The sequence below is a fragment of the Acinetobacter terrae genome (assembly GCF_002135195.1).
Lineage (GTDB): Bacteria > Pseudomonadota > Gammaproteobacteria > Pseudomonadales > Moraxellaceae > Acinetobacter > Acinetobacter terrae.
The window spans coordinates 374,091-393,185 of record NZ_NEGF01000001.1 but is presented as its reverse complement, the minus strand read 5'-3'; the positions used below and the strand labels follow the sequence as shown (position 1 = coordinate 393,185).

26 protein-coding genes and 1 pseudogene are annotated in these 19,095 nt (G+C 38.0%); 12 read left to right on the top strand and 15 right to left on the bottom strand.

The window, feature by feature from the left end; genetic code table 11:
- Positions 1-48: 48 nt before the first annotated feature.
- The 4 genes and pseudogenes from zapE to B9T23_RS01985 form a co-directional block, all read left to right on the top strand.
- Positions 49-1,197, top strand: coding sequence for a cell division protein ZapE (zapE, locus tag B9T23_RS02000; protein ID WP_086192775.1), 1,149 nt, complete (start codon positions 49-51; stop codon positions 1,195-1,197).
- A gap of 359 nt (positions 1,198-1,556) precedes the next feature.
- Positions 1,557-3,722 carry a malate synthase G gene (locus B9T23_RS01995; RefSeq protein ID WP_086192774.1) on the top strand — a complete coding sequence of 722 codons (2,166 nt, stop codon included), beginning with the start codon at positions 1,557-1,559 and terminating at the stop codon, positions 3,720-3,722.
- 79 nt (positions 3,723-3,801) lie between these two features.
- A complete protein-coding gene (locus B9T23_RS01990; RefSeq protein WP_086192773.1) occupies positions 3,802-4,272 on the top strand; it encodes a hypothetical protein in 471 nt (156 codons plus the stop codon).
- A 245-nt stretch (positions 4,273-4,517) separates the two neighbouring features.
- Positions 4,518-4,970, top strand: a pseudogene (locus tag B9T23_RS01985) (SOS response-associated peptidase family protein); the annotation flags it as partial.
- Between the two features lie 129 nt (positions 4,971-5,099).
- On the opposite strand, the gene B9T23_RS01980 reads toward B9T23_RS01985, so the two are convergent.
- The 8 genes from B9T23_RS01980 to B9T23_RS01945 all read right to left on the bottom strand — a co-directional run bounded on the left by B9T23_RS01980 (position 5,100) and on the right by B9T23_RS01945 (position 9,244).
- Positions 5,100-5,321 carry a hypothetical protein gene (locus B9T23_RS01980; RefSeq protein WP_086192771.1) on the bottom strand — a complete coding sequence of 74 codons (222 nt, stop codon included), beginning with the start codon at positions 5,319-5,321 and terminating at the stop codon, positions 5,100-5,102.
- Entirely contained in the window at positions 5,322-5,561 is a 240-nt protein-coding gene (locus tag B9T23_RS01975) for a hypothetical protein (protein WP_086192770.1), read from the bottom strand.
- Positions 5,558-5,761, bottom strand: coding sequence for a hypothetical protein (locus tag B9T23_RS01970; protein ID WP_086192769.1), 204 nt, complete (start codon positions 5,759-5,761; stop codon positions 5,558-5,560). The genes B9T23_RS01975 and B9T23_RS01970 overlap by 4 nt, the downstream gene beginning before the upstream one ends.
- Positions 5,758-6,093: a hypothetical protein gene (locus B9T23_RS01965; RefSeq protein WP_086192768.1), complete on the bottom strand. Its 336-nt coding sequence runs from the start codon at positions 6,091-6,093 to the stop codon at positions 5,758-5,760. The genes B9T23_RS01970 and B9T23_RS01965 overlap by 4 nt, the downstream gene beginning before the upstream one ends.
- Before the next feature lie 142 nt (positions 6,094-6,235).
- Positions 6,236-7,567, bottom strand: a complete 1,332-nt coding sequence (locus B9T23_RS01960) for a hypothetical protein (protein WP_086192767.1) — start codon at positions 7,565-7,567, stop codon at positions 6,236-6,238.
- On the bottom strand, positions 7,564-8,640 hold the full coding sequence (locus B9T23_RS01955; protein WP_086192766.1) for an ATP-binding protein: 1,077 nt from the start codon (positions 8,638-8,640) through the stop codon (positions 7,564-7,566). Before B9T23_RS01955 ends, B9T23_RS01960 begins: the two co-directional genes overlap by 4 nt.
- 11 nt (positions 8,641-8,651) lie before the next feature.
- Positions 8,652-8,960: a hypothetical protein gene (locus tag B9T23_RS01950; RefSeq protein WP_086192765.1), complete on the bottom strand. Its 309-nt coding sequence runs from the start codon at positions 8,958-8,960 to the stop codon at positions 8,652-8,654.
- A complete protein-coding gene (locus B9T23_RS01945) occupies positions 8,960-9,244 on the bottom strand; it encodes a hypothetical protein (protein ID WP_086192764.1) in 285 nt (94 codons plus the stop codon). Before B9T23_RS01945 ends, B9T23_RS01950 begins: the two co-directional genes overlap by 1 nt.
- A 458-nt stretch (positions 9,245-9,702) precedes the next feature.
- On the opposite strand from B9T23_RS01945, the gene B9T23_RS01940 reads away from it, so the two are divergent.
- Positions 9,703-10,161, top strand: a complete 459-nt coding sequence (locus tag B9T23_RS01940) for a DUF2147 domain-containing protein (protein ID WP_086192763.1) — start codon at positions 9,703-9,705, stop codon at positions 10,159-10,161.
- 395 nt (positions 10,162-10,556) lie between these two features.
- Here B9T23_RS01940 and B9T23_RS01935 read toward each other — a convergent pair whose 3' ends face one another.
- From B9T23_RS01935 to B9T23_RS01915, 5 genes are all read right to left on the bottom strand, one after another.
- Entirely contained in the window at positions 10,557-10,907 is a 351-nt protein-coding gene (locus B9T23_RS01935) for a hypothetical protein (RefSeq protein WP_086192762.1), read from the bottom strand.
- Between the two features lie 188 nt (positions 10,908-11,095).
- A complete protein-coding gene (locus B9T23_RS01930) occupies positions 11,096-11,959 on the bottom strand; it encodes a DNA adenine methylase (RefSeq protein ID WP_086192761.1) in 864 nt (287 codons plus the stop codon).
- Between the two features lie 18 nt (positions 11,960-11,977).
- Positions 11,978-13,504, bottom strand: coding sequence for a hypothetical protein (locus B9T23_RS01925; protein ID WP_086192760.1), 1,527 nt, complete (start codon positions 13,502-13,504; stop codon positions 11,978-11,980).
- Positions 13,505-13,602: 98 nt separating this feature from the next.
- Positions 13,603-13,818, bottom strand: coding sequence for a KTSC domain-containing protein (locus tag B9T23_RS01920; protein ID WP_086192759.1), 216 nt, complete (start codon positions 13,816-13,818; stop codon positions 13,603-13,605).
- A 44-nt stretch (positions 13,819-13,862) separates the two neighbouring features.
- Positions 13,863-14,555: an XRE family transcriptional regulator gene (locus B9T23_RS01915; RefSeq protein ID WP_086192758.1), complete on the bottom strand. Its 693-nt coding sequence runs from the start codon at positions 14,553-14,555 to the stop codon at positions 13,863-13,865.
- 105 nt (positions 14,556-14,660) lie between these two features.
- Between B9T23_RS01915 and B9T23_RS01910 the strand changes: the two genes are divergently transcribed.
- The 7 genes from B9T23_RS01910 to B9T23_RS01880 are packed head-to-tail and all read left to right on the top strand — an operon-like array spanning position 14,661 to position 17,882.
- Positions 14,661-14,849 (top strand): hypothetical protein, encoded by a 189-nt coding sequence (locus B9T23_RS01910; protein ID WP_086192757.1) that lies wholly within the window; start codon positions 14,661-14,663, stop codon positions 14,847-14,849.
- Positions 14,850-14,900: 51 nt separating this feature from the next.
- Positions 14,901-15,365 carry a phage regulatory CII family protein gene (locus B9T23_RS01905; RefSeq protein WP_086192756.1) on the top strand — a complete coding sequence of 155 codons (465 nt, stop codon included), beginning with the start codon at positions 14,901-14,903 and terminating at the stop codon, positions 15,363-15,365.
- A gap of 49 nt (positions 15,366-15,414) precedes the next feature.
- Entirely contained in the window at positions 15,415-15,771 is a 357-nt protein-coding gene (locus B9T23_RS01900; RefSeq protein WP_228145889.1) for a hypothetical protein, read from the top strand.
- Positions 15,768-16,718 (top strand): helix-turn-helix domain-containing protein, encoded by a 951-nt coding sequence (locus tag B9T23_RS01895; protein WP_086192754.1) that lies wholly within the window; start codon positions 15,768-15,770, stop codon positions 16,716-16,718. The genes B9T23_RS01900 and B9T23_RS01895 overlap by 4 nt, the downstream gene beginning before the upstream one ends.
- Positions 16,715-16,975, top strand: coding sequence for a helix-turn-helix domain-containing protein (locus tag B9T23_RS01890; protein ID WP_086192753.1), 261 nt, complete (start codon positions 16,715-16,717; stop codon positions 16,973-16,975). The genes B9T23_RS01895 and B9T23_RS01890 overlap by 4 nt, the downstream gene beginning before the upstream one ends.
- Positions 16,972-17,379: a PDDEXK family nuclease gene (locus tag B9T23_RS01885; RefSeq protein ID WP_086192752.1), complete on the top strand. Its 408-nt coding sequence runs from the start codon at positions 16,972-16,974 to the stop codon at positions 17,377-17,379. The genes B9T23_RS01890 and B9T23_RS01885 overlap by 4 nt, the downstream gene beginning before the upstream one ends.
- A 2-nt stretch (positions 17,380-17,381) precedes the next feature.
- Positions 17,382-17,882: a hypothetical protein gene (locus tag B9T23_RS01880; protein ID WP_086192751.1), complete on the top strand. Its 501-nt coding sequence runs from the start codon at positions 17,382-17,384 to the stop codon at positions 17,880-17,882.
- A gap of 6 nt (positions 17,883-17,888) precedes the next feature.
- Here the strand turns inward: B9T23_RS01880 and B9T23_RS16860 are convergent, their stop codons facing one another.
- Together B9T23_RS16860 and B9T23_RS01870 are read right to left on the bottom strand one after the other, a co-directional pair.
- Positions 17,889-18,548, bottom strand: coding sequence for a hypothetical protein (locus tag B9T23_RS16860; RefSeq protein ID WP_213033027.1), 660 nt, complete (start codon positions 18,546-18,548; stop codon positions 17,889-17,891).
- Positions 18,527-18,748, bottom strand: coding sequence for an excalibur calcium-binding domain-containing protein (locus tag B9T23_RS01870; protein ID WP_086192750.1), 222 nt, complete (start codon positions 18,746-18,748; stop codon positions 18,527-18,529). Before B9T23_RS01870 ends, B9T23_RS16860 begins: the two co-directional genes overlap by 22 nt.
- Between the last annotated feature and the right edge of the window lie 347 nt (positions 18,749-19,095).

Genomic DNA, 19,095 nt, shown 5'->3' with positions numbered 1-19,095 from the left:
TCCCAAACTTCGCTATACTTTCAATAGCCTAAAATAGTATTCAATGATATGTCAGACTTAAATTCTAAGCACAGCACCGCCTTTATTCCTTTGTCACCTGCAGAACGTTATGCGCAAGCCATCTCTTCTGGTCAGTTCATGCCGGATGATGCACAGGCGCAAGCTGTCCATGAGTTGGATCGTGTTTGGCAAGAACTGCTGCAGCGTTTTAAGGCATCAAAAAAAGCCTTCCGTCGTTTCCGTCGTCAAACATCTCCTAAAGGCGTGTATATGTGGGGCGGTGTAGGGCGTGGAAAAACCTGGTTGATGGATCAATTTTTTGATTCGATTCCTTTCCGTCGCAAAATGCGCATGCATTTCCATCATTTTATGCAGCACGTACATCGTGAATTGAATAAATTATCGGGACAGCGTAATCCACTTGAGTTGGTTGCTGACCAGATTTACCAACAAGCGGTGGTAATCTGTTTTGATGAATTCTTTGTATCGAATGTTACAGATGCGATGATTTTAAGCGAACTGTTCCAAAAATTATTTGAACGTGGGATCACACTGGTTGCAACATCGAATATTGCCCCAGATGGTCTATATAAAAATGGGATTCATCGTGACCGTTTTATCCCAACAATTGAGATGGTGAAAAAGAACTGTGTCGTGCTGAATGTGGATGCAGGTGTGGATTATCGTCTGCGTGTGCTCAAACAAGCGCAATTGTTTAAATCACCATTGACGCATGATCATAGAAACTGGATCGCACAGCGTTTTACTGCTTTGACCCAAACTCAGAAAATTTCCCAAGAGCCGATTATTATCAATAACCGTATTGTGGAAACAGTTGGGCATACTGAAGATGTTTTATGGTGTGAATTTTCGGATTTGTGCTTTAAGCCGCGTAGTCCAGCAGACTTTATTGAAATCGCCAATATTTACAATACCGTGCTGGTGAGTAATGTTCCGCATTTAACCGACTATTTATCGGAAGGCGCACGTCGTTTTATTTATCTGGTCGATGAATTTTATGATCGTGGGGTAAAATTGTTGTTGACCTCTGAAGATTCAATTATTGATATCTATCAGGGTGAAAAACTGGCCTTTGAAATTGAACGCACGCGTTCACGTTTACTGGAAATGCAGTCCGATGAGTATCTGAATGCAGAGCATAAACTAATCCAGAAAACAGAATCCCAAGCGAATTAAAATCAAGCGCCAGAAATGGCGCTTTTTTATTGCTAGAAAATGTGTATTTAGTCGACATTTAAGGCTGGTCATTGTTTAATCTTTGCTCTATAACTATACCAATGTCGGGTTTAACTGCTGTTTTATCTATAAATCTGCACTTAAGTCTAATTTCGACATTTCAAAAACTTTATAAACTGTAAAAAGGTATTCAAGTTGATGATGACATCGCATTTGTGAGCGGTATTTTATTTAATAATGTGCATATTTATTTTATAAAAAATGATCACTATTTAGCATTGTGATAGTACTATTCAGCTAGATTTAAATCGGTATACTAGAATCTCTTGTTATAAAAAGTAGCAATATCAGGAAAGACAATGACTGCACGTATTCAAAAAGGCAAGTTAGCGATTGCTAAAGAACTTTACGATTTCATCGAAAATGAAGCATTACCAGGTTCTGGTTTAGACAGCGAAACATACTGGAAAAACTTCGAGCAAGTCGTTGTTGATCTTAGTCCTAAGAATAAGGCGCTTTTAGCTAAGCGTGATGATCTTCAGGCTAAAATTGATGAATGGCACCGCAACAACAAATTTGAATTAGAAGCTTACAAAGCTTTCCTTACAGAAATTGGCTACTTATTACCAGAAGTAGAAGATTTCAAAATCAGCACAGAAAATGTCGACGAAGAAATCGCACTTTTGGCTGGTCCACAACTTGTAGTGCCTGTACGTAATGCACGTTATTGCTTGAACGCGGCAAATGCGCGTTGGGGTTCTTTATACGATGCACTTTACGGTTTCGACGTGATCCCTGAAGAAGGTGGCGCTGAAAAAGGTAAGGGCTATAATCCAGTCCGTGGCGAAAAAGTCATTGCATTCGCGAAAAATTTCTTAAATGAAACTTTCCCGTTGGCAAATGGTTCGCATGCAGATGCAACAAAATACACAGTAGAACACAATGCACTGGTTGTGACTTTAAAAGATGGTTCTACCACTACTTTAGTGCATCAAGCACAATTCGTTGGTTATAACGGCGAAGCTGCTGCACCGACGGAAATCGTATTTAAAAATAATGGATTGCATGTAATTGTTGAAATTGATGCAACCAGTCCAATTGGTCAAACAGATGCAGCTGGTGTTAAAGATTTAGTACTTGAAGCTGCTGTAACCACCATCCAGGATTTAGAAGATTCGATTGCTGCAGTTGATGCAGAAGAAAAAGTAGAAGGCTACCGTAACTGGTTAGGCTTAATGCGCGGCACGCTCGAAGAATCAATCGCAAAGAATGGTAAGACTGTTACTCGTGCATTGAATAAAGATCGCACTCATAAAAACCTGATTGGTGGCGTGACATCTATTCACGGTCGTTCACTCATGTTGCTTCGTAATGTTGGACACTTGATGACCAATCCAGCCATTCTTGTAGATGGTGCGGAAATTTATGAAGGCATCATGGATGCTTTGGTTACACCATTGTTGTCTTTTGCCGACATCAAGGGTGAAAACGAAATCAAGAACTCGCGTAAAGGTTCTATGTATATCGTTAAACCAAAAATGCATGGTCCTGAAGAAGTTGCTTTTGCAGTTGAACTTTTCGAGCGTGCTGAACAAGTATTAGGTTTGCCGGCTAAAACGCTTAAAATCGGTATCATGGATGAAGAACGTCGTACATCTGTAAACTTGAAAAACTGTATCGCTCAAGCGAAAGACCGTACCATCTTCATTAACACGGGCTTCATGGATCGTACCGGTGATGAAATCCATACCTTCATGGAAGCTGGTCCTTTCGTTCGTAAAGGCGAAGTGAAATCTCAAATCTGGTTCCCTGCTTATGAGAACCGTAACGTGATGGTTGGCTTGAAAGCAGGCTTACGTGGTAAAGCACAAATTGGTAAAGGCATGTGGCCAAAACCAGATATGTTGCTCGACATGTACAAAACCAAAACTGAACATCCAGAAGCAGGTGCAAGCTGTGCATGGGTTCCATCACCTGCAGGTGCAGTCATTCACGCGATTCATTATCACCAAATTAATGTAGCAAGCCGTCAGCAAGAATTGTTGGCGACTGAAGCATTACCTTTAGATGATTTGTTAACTCCGCCTTTAGCGAAAGACACTAATTGGTCTGAAGAAGAGAAAACCAAAGAACTTGAAAATAACTGTCAGGGTATCCTGGGTTATGTGGTTCGTTGGGTTGATTTGGGTGTAGGTTGTTCTAAAGTTCTCGATATCAACAACGTTGGTTTGATGGAAGACCGTGCAACTTTACGTATTTCTTCTCAACACGTTGCAAACTGGTTACGTCACGGTATCGTAACGCGTGCGCAAGTTGAAGAAGTAATGCAGCGTATGGCGAAAATTGTGGATGAGCAAAATGCCAATGATCCACTTTACACGCCAATGTCGAATGACTTTGAAAACAATATTGCATTCCAGGCAGCTTCTGACTTGATCTTTAAAGGTGGTGAACAACCATCGGGTTATACAGAACCTCTATTGCATGCAGCACGTTTGAAATTAAAAGGTTATACAGGCGACTAATCCTGTGAACTGAATAAAAAAGCCTCCTTGTGAGGCTTTTTTTTGTATATGATCGGCACATAATAATGGAGTATAAATCATGTATTTTTGGCGCACCGACCTATTAATCAAAGATTTGAAACAAAACCGTGTGACACAAGCCGACTTTAAAAATTATTATCTCGTCAGCGGTATTTTGATTTTGTTGGGCTTTTTTGCGTTAAGTCAGACTGCGGTTGAGGAAATTAAAATCAGTTTGGCTGTATTTTTGATTAATTTAGGTTTATTGATCAGTTGGATCAATGCTGCTTTTAAAGCCAATGGCGGTGAACATGGACAGAATTTTTTAAATCGTTTTATTACACTGTATTTACCGATTACCATCAAAATTACTATTTTTGCCATTGTAGTAATGATCTGTTTTGAAGTGATTTTTAACGTTTTTAAAGGTCAGTTTGATGAAGTTCAACTTGCGCATATCGATGCGATTAAAAGTGCCGTGGTGGACATAGCAACTTCATTTTTAATTTACTGGCGTATATATGTTGCCATCAAAAAAGTGAACAGTTGATTTTGATCAGCGAATCATAAAATCAACCTCAGAATATAGCGTTCCCAGTTCTTTTTTGATTACGGTGGCAGGTCAAGCGGATGCTCCATTTGGTGATAAGAAAACTCTGGTTTAGGATGCTTTAATGGGCAATGAATTCTAGGAGTTTCACTTTACACATTGGCTGACGATTCCTAACGACCTAATACAGTCACATTGATACAGTTAAGGATATAATCGAGTAAGTTTAATTTAATACCTATGTTATGTGCGCAAACTTCAAACCATTGACACTCAATCAATTGCAGGATTTAAAATTACCGTATATTCCTTTTGAGTATCCGGGAGAAGTTTATCCGGGTTATGACTTACCTTTATTGTTTAAATCACCAGAAGGTCTTGAGTGGCGTAAAGTGATGTTTGGTCTCGTGCCGAAATGGGCAGAAGATAAAACGATTGCATCTAAAACTTATAACGCCCGCAATGAGACCTTGATTCAGAAACCTACTTTTAATAATGCCTTGATGAAATATAAGTTTGGTGTCATTCCAGTGGCTGAGTTCTATGAGTCCAAGTATTTTGATCATAAGCCACAGCGTTGGGGTGTGCGTCGCAAAGATGGTCAAGCTATTTTTATTGCAGCACTTTATGAAATTGCTAAGATCGGGGATGAAGTGGTTCGTTCAGCCACCATGCTCACGATGAATGCAAGTCATCATCATTAATATAAGTTGTTGTTTTTAAATTATAATTATTATTTTAAGTGATTTATTACTCACAATATTACTCACATTTAATTTTGTTGTTAAAAAAAGGCCGCTAGATGCGACCTGTTTTTAATGCTTGTTTTATGCATCTAGTAAGCCAATATTATCACTATCTGGATTTACAATACACTCCAAAACATAGCTGTTCAGCCAATAGTTTTTTCGTCCATCCTTCATCGGTGATTTGATGCGACCATCATTAATTCTGGCATAAAGTTCCTTTTCTGAAATATTCATTCTCAAGGCAAACTCAGCAGTAGAGATGCGACGTTCAGTATTTGTTAAATCAATTGCAACTCCCATTCAAGAAACCTCCTTCAAGCTATTCATAACCGAACCCGATAAAATCGATTTGTGATTAATTTCTAAAATCTCATCAAGACTTACAAAAAATGGAACACCATCAACAAGATCATTACCAACGATTGTTGATGGCCCATCAATGCGTCGAACAGTACCAGTCACCACAATCATTTGACCTAAAAAGTTTTCAAATTGAGCTTTGATTGTGTCACCAATTTTTACAACAGGTCTCTCAATCATGACTTAGCTCCCAAGCTAATTTCAAAAGGTAACTTCACATCAACACTTGCTTCCTTGTTACGCATCCAGTAATCAACAGCAATGTGATAAATAGCCGATACCTGTTCAGCAGTAAGCGTTTTGACTGTGCCGGTTTTACAGATCACGAAAGGAGCAAGCTCATCAGCAAAGTCTTTTGCGATTTCGAGTATTTCAGTCATTGGCTGGCTCCTGTTAACCCTTCAATTTTTTCAGCAAGCAGATTTGCATCAACAACCACGTAATCTTCACCGTCATTTTTTGCACTGAATGACCATACAGCTACCCATGATTGCAGTTCATTACCAATAGTGATTACTTCCGGCACCGCTTGAGCTTTGGCTTTCCATGCTGCACCCCAAACTAACCAAGCTTCATGACGTGGACTCATTGGCAAATAACGATGTCCTGATAATTTCTCAAAATGATCTAGGCGGTGTTTTAGCTCTTCATAATCGCAATTACTATCTTTAGCCTGAAACTTCTCGAATGCTATTTGTTCTTGAATATCCATCACGCTCTCCAAGTCGCTTCTTTAAACTTTGCATCAGTGATTAGATCTTCAATTTCACCAACACCTACGTTGCTAAATATGTGTGTCATTTTTACCCCGAACACTGTGAGTGTTCGGGTGATAGTGGAGTAATTAAAGTTCATTAAGGCTCCCCAATCGCTGCAGTGAATGGATCCAACTCAAGACGACGCTTCTCAACCAATTCCATTAATCGCGGTTGAATCTCTTCATCACATGCCGATACATCAATTTCTAAGGCATCCAATTCAGTAAGGTCTTCAGCTCTTTGAATACGTACTGCAAGGGAGGGTTGAGTCTTAGGTGGATTAAGCTCAATCAGTCGTTTGTTGATTGCACTTATGAGTGGTGTACGTTGCTCCTGAGTCCAAGACTTGGTGTACTTGATTTGAGCATTCGCTTCTGCAGGTGAAGCAGCTTTAGCCACTCGTTCAAGTAGATCAGCCAATAACTCTTGATGAACAACATCCTCACCAACCTGTACTGATTTTTCCGTAGAATCAGCAGCAGGTTGAATAAGTTTTTCAGCTTCTTCCTGCAGTCGTTTAAGTTCATCAACGCTTAATTCTTTGGTCTCGACTGGACCAGTAGCAACATCACATTCAAATACCTGACTTTCATTTAAAGCCTCAATACGTTTTTCACCCAGCTTATTCAGCTCAATGATTTGTCCGCGAACCATATGGCCATTTGCGTTTAATTGATAACGGATCTGCATAACAGCATCTATAGTTTCAGCTTCATTAATTTGAGCTGTAAACTTCTCAACCAATTTCACTGCATCGGTTTCGATGAATTCCTCTACCAAACTTTCTTCTACTGCAGTAATAGGACCTTGCTTGGTAATTTGAATATTTGACTGGCTTTCAGATGTCTTTTTTTCTACAGAAACTGAGGTAGCTTCGGTAGTTGTTTCAACAGCCTGAATCATTTCTGACTCAGGCTGTTTTTCAATATTTGGTGTAGTGGTACCAGGACCAGCTGGCGTGCTGGTCTGGTCCACATCATTCTTGATTTTGGTTGTACGTTTCTTTTTAGTTTTGCCTGTGTTATCTACCGTCAAAGGATAAGCAATGACCCGGCCAAAAAGTTCACCAATTGCCTGTAGCTGTAGTTCAGCGTTTTCTTGATCCGCTTGAGCGAAACCATTAACCACACCTCTAAAATACTCCCCACACAGTTTGGTGTATTTAATGTGTGAAATATGATCAGGATAGACCATGAAGATTTCCTGACCTTCCTTAACATCCTCAAGCGTTAAAGGCTTAGAAAACGTAATGCCAGCAACTTCAATAGTTTCAATCTTAATGCAGAACTCATAACCGGGTTTAGCAAAGATAGTGGCAGGGAATTGATCGATATTGTCGAAGTCAGGCATTTCACCAACAGCACGGCACAAGATATTTCGACCTGCCATCATTGCCGCAAAAGCTTCATTACCGTTTAAAATATTCATGCTGACCACCCCTCCATATCCATCTTTGCCTGACACGCATTTAAAATTTGTTGTTCGTATTTACCGCCTTTGAAGTAATCAGCGGGGTATTGAAGATCATTCGCACTTTGTGCATTTTGAATTGCAGCTATTGCCTTTTGATAATCCGCCTCGAGAAGGGCTTCTTGTTCTTGCTGCAGCTGCTTTTCTGACTCTTGGTTTGACTGAGCTTTTTGCTCAATAATTCTTCTGATACTGTTGCAGGTCTCTTCAAAAACTTGCTGACGAACATCTTGAAGACTGTTTAATTTGCGCTTGGTGCAATATTTCTCAATATCAATACCGGCTTCGATCATGAGCGCTTCAAGTTCAAGAATCTGATTCCCGTTAATCGTGGCATCAGCAGATCCTGACGACAGCCATTGATTAAGCTTTATGCCTGTCTGTTCAGATATTCTTTCAGGCTGAATAAATAAACCAGTACGGTCTTTTGTAGCGATTGCATAATTATCACCATGGGTAATATCTAAAACGGTCGTAAATTCATATTCAATACCATCACGTTGTTCAGCCTTAAGACCTAGTTTTTCGACTTTCTTTTTACCGCCGTCATTGGTCTGAACTGTTTCCATTTTGCTACGCATAGTGACGATGATATTGATACTCGAATGAAGCATGGCATCAATGAACTTACGGTGTTCTGGAGTTACTTCACTCCATGCTCCCCAGGTATTACCTTTGAACTTGCCTTTACCCAAGGCATCCACCATTTCCAGACAGCCACCAACACCAGACCACTCGTGTGTAATGCTGTCTAAAATCACAGTCGTATAGCCAGCTTTCTCAGCAGCTTCGATTGCTGATATAAATTTCTTAGGTGAGTAAGGCGGTTGAATATTTGCAGTGTCGAATTGCATCACATCGGCATATAACTCAGCGCTACTATTTTCTGTATCAACAACAGCTACTTTGCCACCAATTCCTTTTGCAATAAGTAGGGCACCCATGGTTTTACCTGAACCAGTAGGACCAGCAAGGGCAAGGCGTAATTTTGCGTTTTTACGTTCAGCTTTCTTAAAAAATACAGTAGTCATAGTAATTCCCCTTAAGCCCCAACCCAGCCCATACGTTTTTTGTACGCACGACGTTCATGTAATGGAATATGCGAACTTTGCATACCAATCGCGAAGGCTTTACGACGTTGAAAAGCACGTTCACGGTCAAAGTTCTGTCGGATCCAAGGCTTAGCAACTTGTTCTTCCAGAGTCACTTTATGAAGTTCACCTGTTTTACGATCCTCAGCAAAGATGTCTTTACCTTGCTCAACATAAACAGTGTGGCCAAGACGCATAGACATGCTGTTTTGCTCATAACCACCAAGGTATTCAGCGAATTTTTGAGTAGAAGTCGTCATTAGCGAGTCCCTCCATTAGAAGTTTGGAACTGCAACTGGTGTTTAACAGCGTTTTGTTCTTGACGATCTACATCATCTGCACAGCTACGAACGGTTAAAGTTACCGAGCCGATAGTGACTAGAACTAAGCTAATTGCTGCCAAGTCTTTAAGCACAGCCTTAACGCTGTCTTTAATTGACGTACGTTGTTCTGCAAAAGTAGGCTGCTGATAAAGAATCGCAGTCGTTTGACTTTTGTTAGTGTCAAACTCCGGGGTTTGACTATGGGATGGGATTTGATTCATACTTATCTCACTCTTTGAGTAAAAGTCCTTCCGCCTGCAAGTGTTGGGACTTTTTTGTTATCTAGTGAGATATATATTCGGATAACCGAACAATTTAGTCAATACTTTTGTTCGGTTATTTTTTAAAATAATTCAATAAACCGAACAATGCGCTCTTGTGTGTGTTTTAATAGACAAAAGAAAACCCATCACAGGGATGGGTATAGTTGCGTTACTTGTTTATTACATGTAATGGTTTTTCTTGGTCTTGGCTTGATAGTAATTGAACGTTTTAAAAATAAGGAGAGCACCAAATTGTGATTTAAAGATGATGTCTTGATTTTAATCTTTGAAATAGCTATCAAATAAATATTTAATTCTAATGAAATTAATGCCTTAATAGAAAAATAATTGTTATAATCTCGCCCACTTTGGGCACCGCCGTGCTTATTTTTTTCATTCAATTGTAAATATTTTTTATGAACCGTAAATTTTTTGGTGCTACTGCATTATTTTTTGGGCTAATCAATCCATTAGCTGCTATACCATTTGATCCGTTAATCGGTACTTGGAAAGTTATTGATGACCGTACTGGTTATTATGTTTCAGACATTGTGATTCGTAAGAATTCAAAAACACAGCAGTATAGTGCTGTCATTACTAAAAACCGATCTTTACCTGGTGTTGCAAGTTCTGAAGTATGCAGCAAATGCCAAGGGGAATTGAAGAATCAGCCAATTTTTGGAATGGAAGCTCTTAAGGGGCTTGTTGCTGATGCTAACAATAAACAATTTAACAAGGGTCTTTGGATTAACACGCAGGATGGGCGTACATATGATATTGATGCCAGTCTAAACGCTGCCGGAGACCAAATGAAAGTCTATGGTAAAGCTAAAAGTGCCAATGTAACTAGCATCATGACTTGGAAGAAGCTCTGATATAATTTTCAAGTAATTATTTTTATTGGTAAATAAATTATAAGCTGGAATAGAAAAAAGAAAACCCACGTAAAGTGGGTGAGATAGGCTTTACTTAGTTATTACAGGTCTTGTCTTCATATTAGACCTTGATCAAAGAATAGCAGGGTAGTGTTTCAGAAATAAGAAACCCACCGAAGTGGGCGTGTGCGATCAAATACTATCCTTAGTATTTGATCGCTAAGGTATGCTTAATATATTACTGTTTTGTTTAAGCTTGTTTAACAACTAAACATATAGAATTTTTAATTTCATTTTTTCTGATTGTAAAATACTACCAGTAAGACCGCGACTATGATCAGTATCACAACTATTACGTATCTTTCCATGGTTTCACCTGTAAGCAATCGATTGCCTTAATTCGAGCATTTAATCTCGAAACTATCTTTATAGTAATCCAGAGCCGATTCCAAATCAGACAACAATTTAGCTTCAGTGTATTCACCTGGTGATAGCTTCATTAGCGACAGCATGTAATTGGTTTTGTATTCAGTAGGGTAGTCTTTACATAGGATCTGAGTACGAGCTTCTTGTGTGGTATTGGGATCGTCCAGTTGATCTAGGTATTTGGTAATTTTTTCATCCGCCTGCTCAAATTGGGCTGTGATAGTTGGACTTGATGATTCAGTTACTGTTGGCTTGGGCGGCTTGTTGCAGCCAGTAAGAGTGATAAGAAATAGGGTGGTTGTAAGAATTTTTGTTTTCATAGTTAAAGTTTTATTGTTATTGGATCCGGAATTATAAAGAAAAATTTATAAAAGAAAACCCACGAAAAAGGTGGGTTAATTGATATTACTTCGTTATTGCAGATCAAACCTTAGATTTCGACCTTGATCAAAGAATAACAGGGTTATGTTTCAGAAATGAGAAAACCCACCGCTGGGGTGAGTTGATATTAAACTATATCAAATTCAATTTGTTTGTTACTAACGTTAACTGGGGTTATAGCATCGCAGTAAATCATGACTTCAGAACCCTTGATTTTATAATAAGCACTGTAGTTTAGTTCGTAGTCCTTTTGACGATATCCAGAATAGATCTCTTTAATTTCATTACAATTGTCATAAGAAACGATCCATTTCGATCGAACCTTATCTAATGCCTCTCTGATTTGTACATGATCTTCATGGACATAGTAGTTTCGATATAAGCCTTGACCCTTTACGTAATAAGGAGGGTCTAGATAGATGAGGGAATTAGGGGGGAGTAAGCTATCTACTTTTTCCAATAATTTAAGGGCATCAAGATTATAGACTTTAATTCTATCTCGGTATTGTCCAACTTTCTCAATTCGTTTGGCCAGATTCTCTTTATGGTAGCGAGCATCTAACTTATAGTTACCATCTTGGTTTTTACCACCAATTACACCAGCTTTTAAAATTCCAGAACGGTTAGTTCTATTTAGAAAAAATGTAGCAAATCCATGATCTACCTTACTGTGATCTTGAGGGTTAGCTAAAATTAATTTTTGTTTATGCCACTCTTCAATAGTAATTTGTGTGTCAGTTAGTAGCTGTAAGAAGCATTCAGTATCTTCAGTGATAGACTTCCAAAAATTAAAGACGGCCACATCCAAATCATTGATATGAATATTCTTACAGCAATCATTGAAAAGTAAATCTAAAGCTACACCAGCTCCTCCCGCAAATGGTTCGAGATAATCACCTGATAGGTTATTTACAGCTATCAAATCTTTGATGAATGGTGCAAATTTACCTTTACCACCAGGGTAACGAAGGGGTGTTTTGAAATTATCCATATGTGTATTAAATCAAAATTAACAAGCGTTGGCCACTGATTTCTTAGGTATGATCTTTTGATCAATAATATTTGAAAGAAAAGTTTGTATGTTGTTGAAATGCTTTGTAAACTCTTTGTAATCGAGTGTTACGTATTTACTGGAATGTTTATTGCAGTTACCTTCACTATATAGCCAAGAAATTGAATGGCGGATGTCAGTTTGTAATTCTTTGGCAGGAACCATATTTTTGATATGATTATTATAGTAGCTAGTAAAATCTGTTCCTTCCCAGCCACCAACTCTTGGAAGACTATCTAAAAATGCCCAAGTAGCAATGACTGCTAAAATCGGGTGCTTTTTGATACTTAATTGACTTAAAGATTGATATAGCAAACTAAATTTTTGAATTGATAATCTATTTAATGAGTTTATTAAGTCAATATTACTTTCAATAAGTGATGAGGGTTCCACTATATCTAAAACAGGAGCAATATCAGGTAAAGGTAGATTTATCTGAGGAGATGCTAAAGGTGGTAAAGTAAATACAGTCTCATCAGTTGATGTGGTTTCCGTATTAACAGGATCATCAATAATCGAAGGTTCTGCAATAAAGGAATTATTTACCACAGAATCATCAATTTTTGTAAATATATTAGAAACTGTATCATGAGCAAGAGGGGCTACGTCTATCACAGGATTTTCTGGTTTTATAGTTTTATTTTTTCGTTTTTTGCGTGGTGGTTTAGATTCAGTAATTTTTGTAAAGTAGTGTAGAAAATATTGTGATAAAAAATCTTCAGAAGCATAATTTTTTCTTCTTGATAATCCAACCTCACTATTATCGATTGCTTTTACAATTTTGTTAACTAATTCTATAGCACTATTTAAGTAATCGGACTCAGAGTTAATGACATTTTTATCCTCATTGAAAATTTCAAAATGTAAATATCCATTCAAGTAGGCATGTCTAATCATTCGTCTAAAAACTTCAAACGAGAAATTAGGTTTTTTTATTAAAGTATCTGCATTTTCATCAAAAGAAATTATGTGTAAAAGTATTGCAATAGCTCGCCAATCATTATCGTCAATTTCCGCATCATAGCGAAATTTTGCCGTTGCAAAAGCTGACCATTGTATTCTTGAAATTCCCTTACCAGCAGCATGTCTCTCATAAACAGTTTTTAGAATTTCTTGTTTATCACTGCTTACAAAGCATCCTATTTGATTCAGATCAAAGGGAAGTTTATTTTTATCTAATGTAGCTAAAATATCTGCAATTTTTTTGCTTGGGGCAAGTTCTGGATTGTTAATAATCTTTAATATTGATACGCGCCTATTCCCATCTAGAACAATATTCTGATTTTTTGAATTAATAAAAACTAATGGGTAATCACCGATATTATTAGCAATAATATCGTTTAATAAGTTTTCAAAATTTTCTGGGCTATTTTTATAGATGAGCTCAATGCAATCTTTCTGATTTTTTGCTAAACCAAATCTGTAGTTTTCTTCATCTAGAAGAAGGTCATCTATTTTAAAAAAAACAGCATTTTTAAATCGCATTATTACACCCAAATATTCAAATAAACGTTTTGATACAACTTTCTAACCAACACATGCTAAATATAAGCTAAATCAATATTACAGCATCAATCTCTTAATCACCCAAAAAGTTGAATTCTTTTAAATTCTTTATTGGCTTCTATATTGTTTCTATAAAATTTATCTTTGTCAGGCGCATCAATAAACTCCGCAAATGTACTTGTCTCAAGAAGCCTGTATATAAATTTTTCACCAGTCTTGAGCTCAACTGTTAATAAGAGCCATTGATAAAGCACATGGCTGATCTTGCGGGAATTTATTTCAATTGTTTGCATTCATAACACCACAGCATCTAGATCACCGGTGACTTACTTTTTGATTACCAACTTTCCATAGTAGATATTTGCCAAATCCAACCTACAATTTCGAACTGCTGATCTAAAATTTCTTGAGCAGTTAGCTGGATTTCAGGATACTCAGCGGCATTATCTGAAACGATGCGAATCCCGCCCATTGGTAAGTTGTAGAGGCGTTTAGCCATAAATAACCCACCATGGCAGATTGCAAATATCTTCCCATCCTTAATGATCTTTCTACCAAGATCTATATGAATGGTATCGCCATCTTTAATGGTTGGACTCATTGAGTCACCAGAAGCGCTGGTAGCTACAGCATTCTTTTTATCAATAGCCTTATTCCGCAGAGTCGCTTTAGATATACGTAACTTACGCTTTTCATTTGCCAAAGCTTCACCAATAGACCCAGAACCACAAGCAAAACTGAAATCTTTAAAAAATGGAATTTCAACTTCATCATCCTCTAAAGGAGTGCTGGAATCCCAAGATTCAACTAACTGAAAATTTTTTTCATCACTAGAGATGCCAGTAAGAATCCAGCTTGTCGTTGTTTTAAGTGTTCTTGCCAATGCATCCAAGTGCTTTGCACTAGGTTTATTTGTTCCATTAACCCATCCAGAAACAGTCGCACGACCGGCTCCAGTGCCGCGAATTAGATCAGCTTGTGAGAGACCATGTTCGGTCATTTTTTTATTAATGCGATCTGATACTTCCATAAACGCAACTCCATAAATACATGTTCGGAATTATGAACAATATGATTGACGATTACCCGAACATATGATTCAATAAACCGAACAAAATAGTTCGGGATTTAGAAAATGAACGTCAAACAACTACGGGACCACTACAAAGTGGAATCAAACCCCCAATTAGCAAAAAAACTCGAAGTTGGACGAACAACGGTTTGGGACTGGGAAACCAAAGGAATTCCTCCAAAAACTCAGGCTTTTTTAGAGATAAAAACCAAAGGTAAGCTAAAAGCTGATCTTCAGGCTTTGTCTGCATAACCGAATTATCACTTGGTAATTATTTAAAAAATACGTTCGAAGGAATTTCACATGAACATTCTAGATGCCGCGTACAACACGGTTCATGACTACCCAGGGGGCGCAGCCGCATTAGCTCCACGTATGGGAATGAAAAGTGCAGCTGTACTAAATAGCAAGGTCAATCCAAATACTGAAACCCACCATTTAACACTTGTTGAAGCATCAAAAATGATGGCTATGACTGGTGACTTTCGTGTTTTGCAGGAAATGAATGCTGAACATAGAAAAGTTGCGATTGATCTTCCAGATATTCCTGAGTGTCGTGATATCGCTCTTACCGACACGATCCTTCGTATTGGTATGCAAGGTGGGGATGTGATGAGCAAATTTAGAGAAATGATGGCAGATGGTCGTATCACTGCAGGTGAAGCACAAGACATGTCAAAAACCATTCACCGGATGCAGGTCAAATTGGCACAACTCGATTCGCAGATTAAAGCATGTATCGAAACACCACAAAAAGAAAAAGCCTGATGGTTGAGATCAGGCTTTTCCAATTCATTAATTATCGGAACCAATGAATATGAAATCAAATTTACCACAACACCCATACGCTAACAAGTGCACGAATTTTAGAGATGAGCAGTGCCATGCCTGCTTAATTCAACAGGTTGAACAACGTGAATTTGAGCTTGGTATAGCACCAGACGAAGCCTATGTGAAATGCGATTTTATTAAAGGTGATGTCGTTGTGTATTCACATCGAATTGCCGACAACAGCCTGGAAACTGTAGATGCTTTTCAAGCAGCAGAATATTACTGGTTGGAAGGTGGGCAGATCATTCACAAGGATGATATTCAGCTCGCATCACCAGCGGAACTTAAAGCCAAACGTCGTCTTGATCCACCTGCAGCATTATTTATTTCGGGGGAATTATGAGCTTAGATGCAAGCATTTGGGCATGGAAAGTGCACCAGAAGCAGAAGAAAGGTGGCAGCCTTAAACCACTTAAAAAATTAGTACTGCTCTCACTTGCTGATCGTGCAAGTGAAGATCATTGCGCATATCCAAGTATGGCCCGTTTGGTTGAAGATACAGAAATGGACCGTAAAACTGTTCTAAAAATTATTGATGAGCTTATCGAAGATGGTTTAATTGTTGATACCGGAGAGCGAAAAGGACGCACCAAACAGGTCAAAGTCTATCAATTAGTGGGTATAAATGGCCGTGAAACAGTACCAACAACGGTACACTTAGATGATGAAAATGATGATTTAAAGAGTCCCAACAGTGGAACAGTTCCAACAACGGAACAGTTCCAACAATTCCATGAAAGGGTCCCAACAATTCCGTTAAAGAGTCCCAACGTTGGGACACGGAATCTTTCAAAGAACCTATCATTAGAATCTAAAAATAAAAAATCATGGTTTTGTTTTAAAAAACTTCGAGAAGAAATGTTCTTGGCCGATGACAGTATCGATTTTGAATCCATCATGAATTCGAAATGGGCTGAACGTGAAAAACGAGCATTCGAAATTTACAACGCTGAAAAAACCATGAGCGATGATTTGATGATTTACCACTTTGCTGACTGGTTGATCAACGCATACAGAACCAAGTATTCGAATAATCAAAATCCAGCTTCTGAAAAACCTGCAGGTACAGGATCTAAAATTCAACAGCTTTCTGATAAACAAATTTACACGTTTGCTCAAAAACTTTCACAGCATCCTGAGTTCTCAAGCAAGTTCTCTGAACCAGGTGAGTCATACGACAAACTTGCAGCACGTATCGCCGTAAAACTTGAAGATCCGGCCCAAGCTAAAAAATGGGAATCGTATTTGAAACAGGTTGGCTTCAATGGATCGTTAGGAGCTGCAGCATGACTCATGCAGATCGTACTTACATGAATATCATGATCTTCAAGACCATAGGATCAACCAAAGGACGTAGCTCTGTTAAACAAATTCATGCAGCGATTGAACCAAACATGGGGATTTCGATTCGAAGCTTACAACGCTATTTGAATGGTCTGGCTCACTGGGGGTTAGTGGTCAAGGACGGTGAAACACCACAGGGATTTATTCTTACTGATCATGCAAAGAATTTATTTAAAGACTTGGCCAACGGATGTGATGCATGAGAAGCATTTCACTGGCTGAATATAAAAAGCTGTATGGCAAGAGATCCAAGACCACAGCTAAATCAAAATGTCAGCCCCGTGGTGCGAAAATTGAGAGTGTTGGGGAGTCATTGTTAGCAATACAACTTAAAGCGCTCAGAATCGAATTTGAGAGAGAATTTAAATTTCATCTCAAGCGAAAATGGAGTGCTGATTTTCACATTATTGGTAAGAAGATATTGATTGAGGTTGAAGGTGGGATCTGGAGTGGTGGAAGGCATACAAGGGGTAAGGGTTACATTGGGGATATGGAAAAATATAACGCCGCAGTAATGATGGGTTACCAGGTAATACGGTTTAGTACAGAGCAAGTGAAGTCAGGTTTAGCGATTCAGCAAATAGAAAAGATGGTAGGGGAATTATAAGCATGGGTAACGCAGCAGTGAAGCAACACATTTTACAATCAGTGGATTGGTCACGTTTTGATTTAGAAGGCTGGTTAATTCAATTTGGGGCATGGTTATATACCAATACTGGTTCAAGCGGTCGTACTGTCAATCCTATCGCGGTGGCTATGGATAATGCGGCTAAGATGCGTAAGAGTAAAAATTTAAGCAAGACACAACAGCAGCAGATTATTGTTGATTTCCTGACTGGTGACTATGAGCCGCCAAAACCGCGTAAAACAAAAATCACTTGTGAAATTGATGACAATGAAGCTCGAGCGGTTCAGCGTCTAGTTTTAGATCTGCAGGGGCAATCAGAAGTACTGGATGATTGGATGGATGCGATCATTAGCCGTTACTTTTATAGCTGTTCATGGTCTGAGATGGTGACAGATGAACGCAGTCAGTTAGAGGCCCGAATGGATGTAAAGTGTGGGCTGGCTGCATTGCATAGTCGGTATGGTTTTATAGGGTATAAGTAAACGATTTTATAGGGCTTTGTTATGTTCAAAGTTTGAACCTAGTATTACAACAGTTTTGGGTTCAACGAGAGAGACATTTTTTTCTTCATCTATGATTGCACATAGCGAAGCACCGCATGTAATGAGGAATTGAGGCTTTCTATTATCCCCAATATTTATTCTTGGTAAATAATATACATTTTCTATAATTTTTTTTGTTTTCTCTCTGGTATCTATATCTATTTTTGCAAAAGCAAACATGGAGTAAAAAGATAAAATAATAATAAAAATAATATTTAAAAATTTTTCAGATTGGATTTTTTCAACTTCGGCTTTTGCGTTTAAATTGTATATAGGGGGTGTATGCTTCCTAAGTTTATTAATTTTATTTTGAATAAAGTTACCAAGGAAAGATACAATTTCTAAATATTTTATTAAAAAAAATAAAAACACAATAAGAAGGAACCATGCAAGATACTGCCAAGCATTCAAAAAACCCCAATAAATTTTATCTTGTGGCGGGATATTCAAGGCAATTGGATCGACTAAAAAGTGAAATAAATAAGAAGCTAAATACACTTGCCCACATGTATATAAAAAGGCTGTTAATGCTGCAATAATAATTGCTGTATCTAAAGAAAAATTAAATTTCATTCTCAAGCCTCTTATCTTTTTTTCTTCGGACATTTTTTACCGTTACCACCGGGCAAGCAATCACAAGCAGAACCATCACCATCGCGGTCCAAACTTTTCCAACCTGTTTGTCCTGATTTTTTACGTTGCTCGTACCAAGATTGTGCTTCTTTTTGAGAACTAAAGTCAGCACATTTTTTGGCATAAACTTGGATAGAAGTGAGCCCCAAAACTAAAATGAGTAAAAATTTCATAAATTATTTTAAAGTCAAAACATTAGCCAAAGTCTAACAACTCTCAGTTAGATTACTCAATGAATCTAGGTAAAAAGTCGTATAAAAGCCAGTTTAGTTGACAAATCTTTGAATTAGCATGATTTTTTGGTTGACAAAAAGTCAAATTAGCCCTAAATAGTGAAATCAAATTCTAAATAATGCTACAGCCATTATTTCTCATGATCAGGGGCTTAAAACAGTTGTGAATGGTTTATCTTTGGCTATATATGACTACATGGATAATAACTATTTTGAGCAGATGGCGAGCTTTGTTGTGGCAGAAAGTGACCAAATTCAATAATTGATAGAAAATTTTTATGAAGTGT

Coding starts and splice junctions, on each gene's coding strand:
- B9T23_RS01920 (WP_086192759.1), bottom strand. CDS start 13,818: ATGCAAACAATTGAAATAAATTCCCGCAAGATCAGCCATGTGCTTTAT.
- B9T23_RS01940 (WP_086192763.1), top strand. CDS start 9,703: ATGAACCGTAAATTTTTTGGTGCTACTGCATTATTTTTTGGGCTAATC.
- B9T23_RS01980 (WP_086192771.1), bottom strand. CDS start 5,321: ATGGGAGTTGCAATTGATTTAACAAATACTGAACGTCGCATCTCTACT.
- zapE (WP_086192775.1), top strand. CDS start 49: ATGTCAGACTTAAATTCTAAGCACAGCACCGCCTTTATTCCTTTGTCA.
- B9T23_RS01925 (WP_086192760.1), bottom strand. CDS start 13,504: ATGCGATTTAAAAATGCTGTTTTTTTTAAAATAGATGACCTTCTTCTA.
- B9T23_RS01960 (WP_086192767.1), bottom strand. CDS start 7,567: ATGAATATTTTAAACGGTAATGAAGCTTTTGCGGCAATGATGGCAGGT.
- B9T23_RS01990 (WP_086192773.1), top strand. CDS start 3,802: ATGTATTTTTGGCGCACCGACCTATTAATCAAAGATTTGAAACAAAAC.
- B9T23_RS01890 (WP_086192753.1), top strand. CDS start 16,715: ATGACTCATGCAGATCGTACTTACATGAATATCATGATCTTCAAGACC.
- B9T23_RS01915 (WP_086192758.1), bottom strand. CDS start 14,555: ATGGAAGTATCAGATCGCATTAATAAAAAAATGACCGAACATGGTCTC.
- B9T23_RS01930 (WP_086192761.1), bottom strand. CDS start 11,959: ATGGATAATTTCAAAACACCCCTTCGTTACCCTGGTGGTAAAGGTAAA.
- B9T23_RS01975 (WP_086192770.1), bottom strand. CDS start 5,561: ATGATTGAGAGACCTGTTGTAAAAATTGGTGACACAATCAAAGCTCAA.
- B9T23_RS01895 (WP_086192754.1), top strand. CDS start 15,768: ATGAGCTTAGATGCAAGCATTTGGGCATGGAAAGTGCACCAGAAGCAG.
- B9T23_RS01955 (WP_086192766.1), bottom strand. CDS start 8,640: ATGACTACTGTATTTTTTAAGAAAGCTGAACGTAAAAACGCAAAATTA.
- B9T23_RS01870 (WP_086192750.1), bottom strand. CDS start 18,748: ATGAAATTTTTACTCATTTTAGTTTTGGGGCTCACTTCTATCCAAGTT.
- B9T23_RS01935 (WP_086192762.1), bottom strand. CDS start 10,907: ATGAAAACAAAAATTCTTACAACCACCCTATTTCTTATCACTCTTACT.
- B9T23_RS01995 (WP_086192774.1), top strand. CDS start 1,557: ATGACTGCACGTATTCAAAAAGGCAAGTTAGCGATTGCTAAAGAACTT.
- B9T23_RS01970 (WP_086192769.1), bottom strand. CDS start 5,761: ATGACTGAAATACTCGAAATCGCAAAAGACTTTGCTGATGAGCTTGCT.
- B9T23_RS01900 (WP_228145889.1), top strand. CDS start 15,415: ATGAAATCAAATTTACCACAACACCCATACGCTAACAAGTGCACGAAT.
- B9T23_RS01950 (WP_086192765.1), bottom strand. CDS start 8,960: ATGACGACTTCTACTCAAAAATTCGCTGAATACCTTGGTGGTTATGAG.
- B9T23_RS01910 (WP_086192757.1), top strand. CDS start 14,661: ATGAACGTCAAACAACTACGGGACCACTACAAAGTGGAATCAAACCCC.
- B9T23_RS01945 (WP_086192764.1), bottom strand. CDS start 9,244: ATGAATCAAATCCCATCCCATAGTCAAACCCCGGAGTTTGACACTAAC.
- B9T23_RS01880 (WP_086192751.1), top strand. CDS start 17,382: ATGGGTAACGCAGCAGTGAAGCAACACATTTTACAATCAGTGGATTGG.
- B9T23_RS01905 (WP_086192756.1), top strand. CDS start 14,901: ATGAACATTCTAGATGCCGCGTACAACACGGTTCATGACTACCCAGGG.
- B9T23_RS01885 (WP_086192752.1), top strand. CDS start 16,972: ATGAGAAGCATTTCACTGGCTGAATATAAAAAGCTGTATGGCAAGAGA.
- B9T23_RS01965 (WP_086192768.1), bottom strand. CDS start 6,093: ATGGATATTCAAGAACAAATAGCATTCGAGAAGTTTCAGGCTAAAGAT.
- B9T23_RS16860 (WP_213033027.1), bottom strand. CDS start 18,548: ATGTCCGAAGAAAAAAAGATAAGAGGCTTGAGAATGAAATTTAATTTT.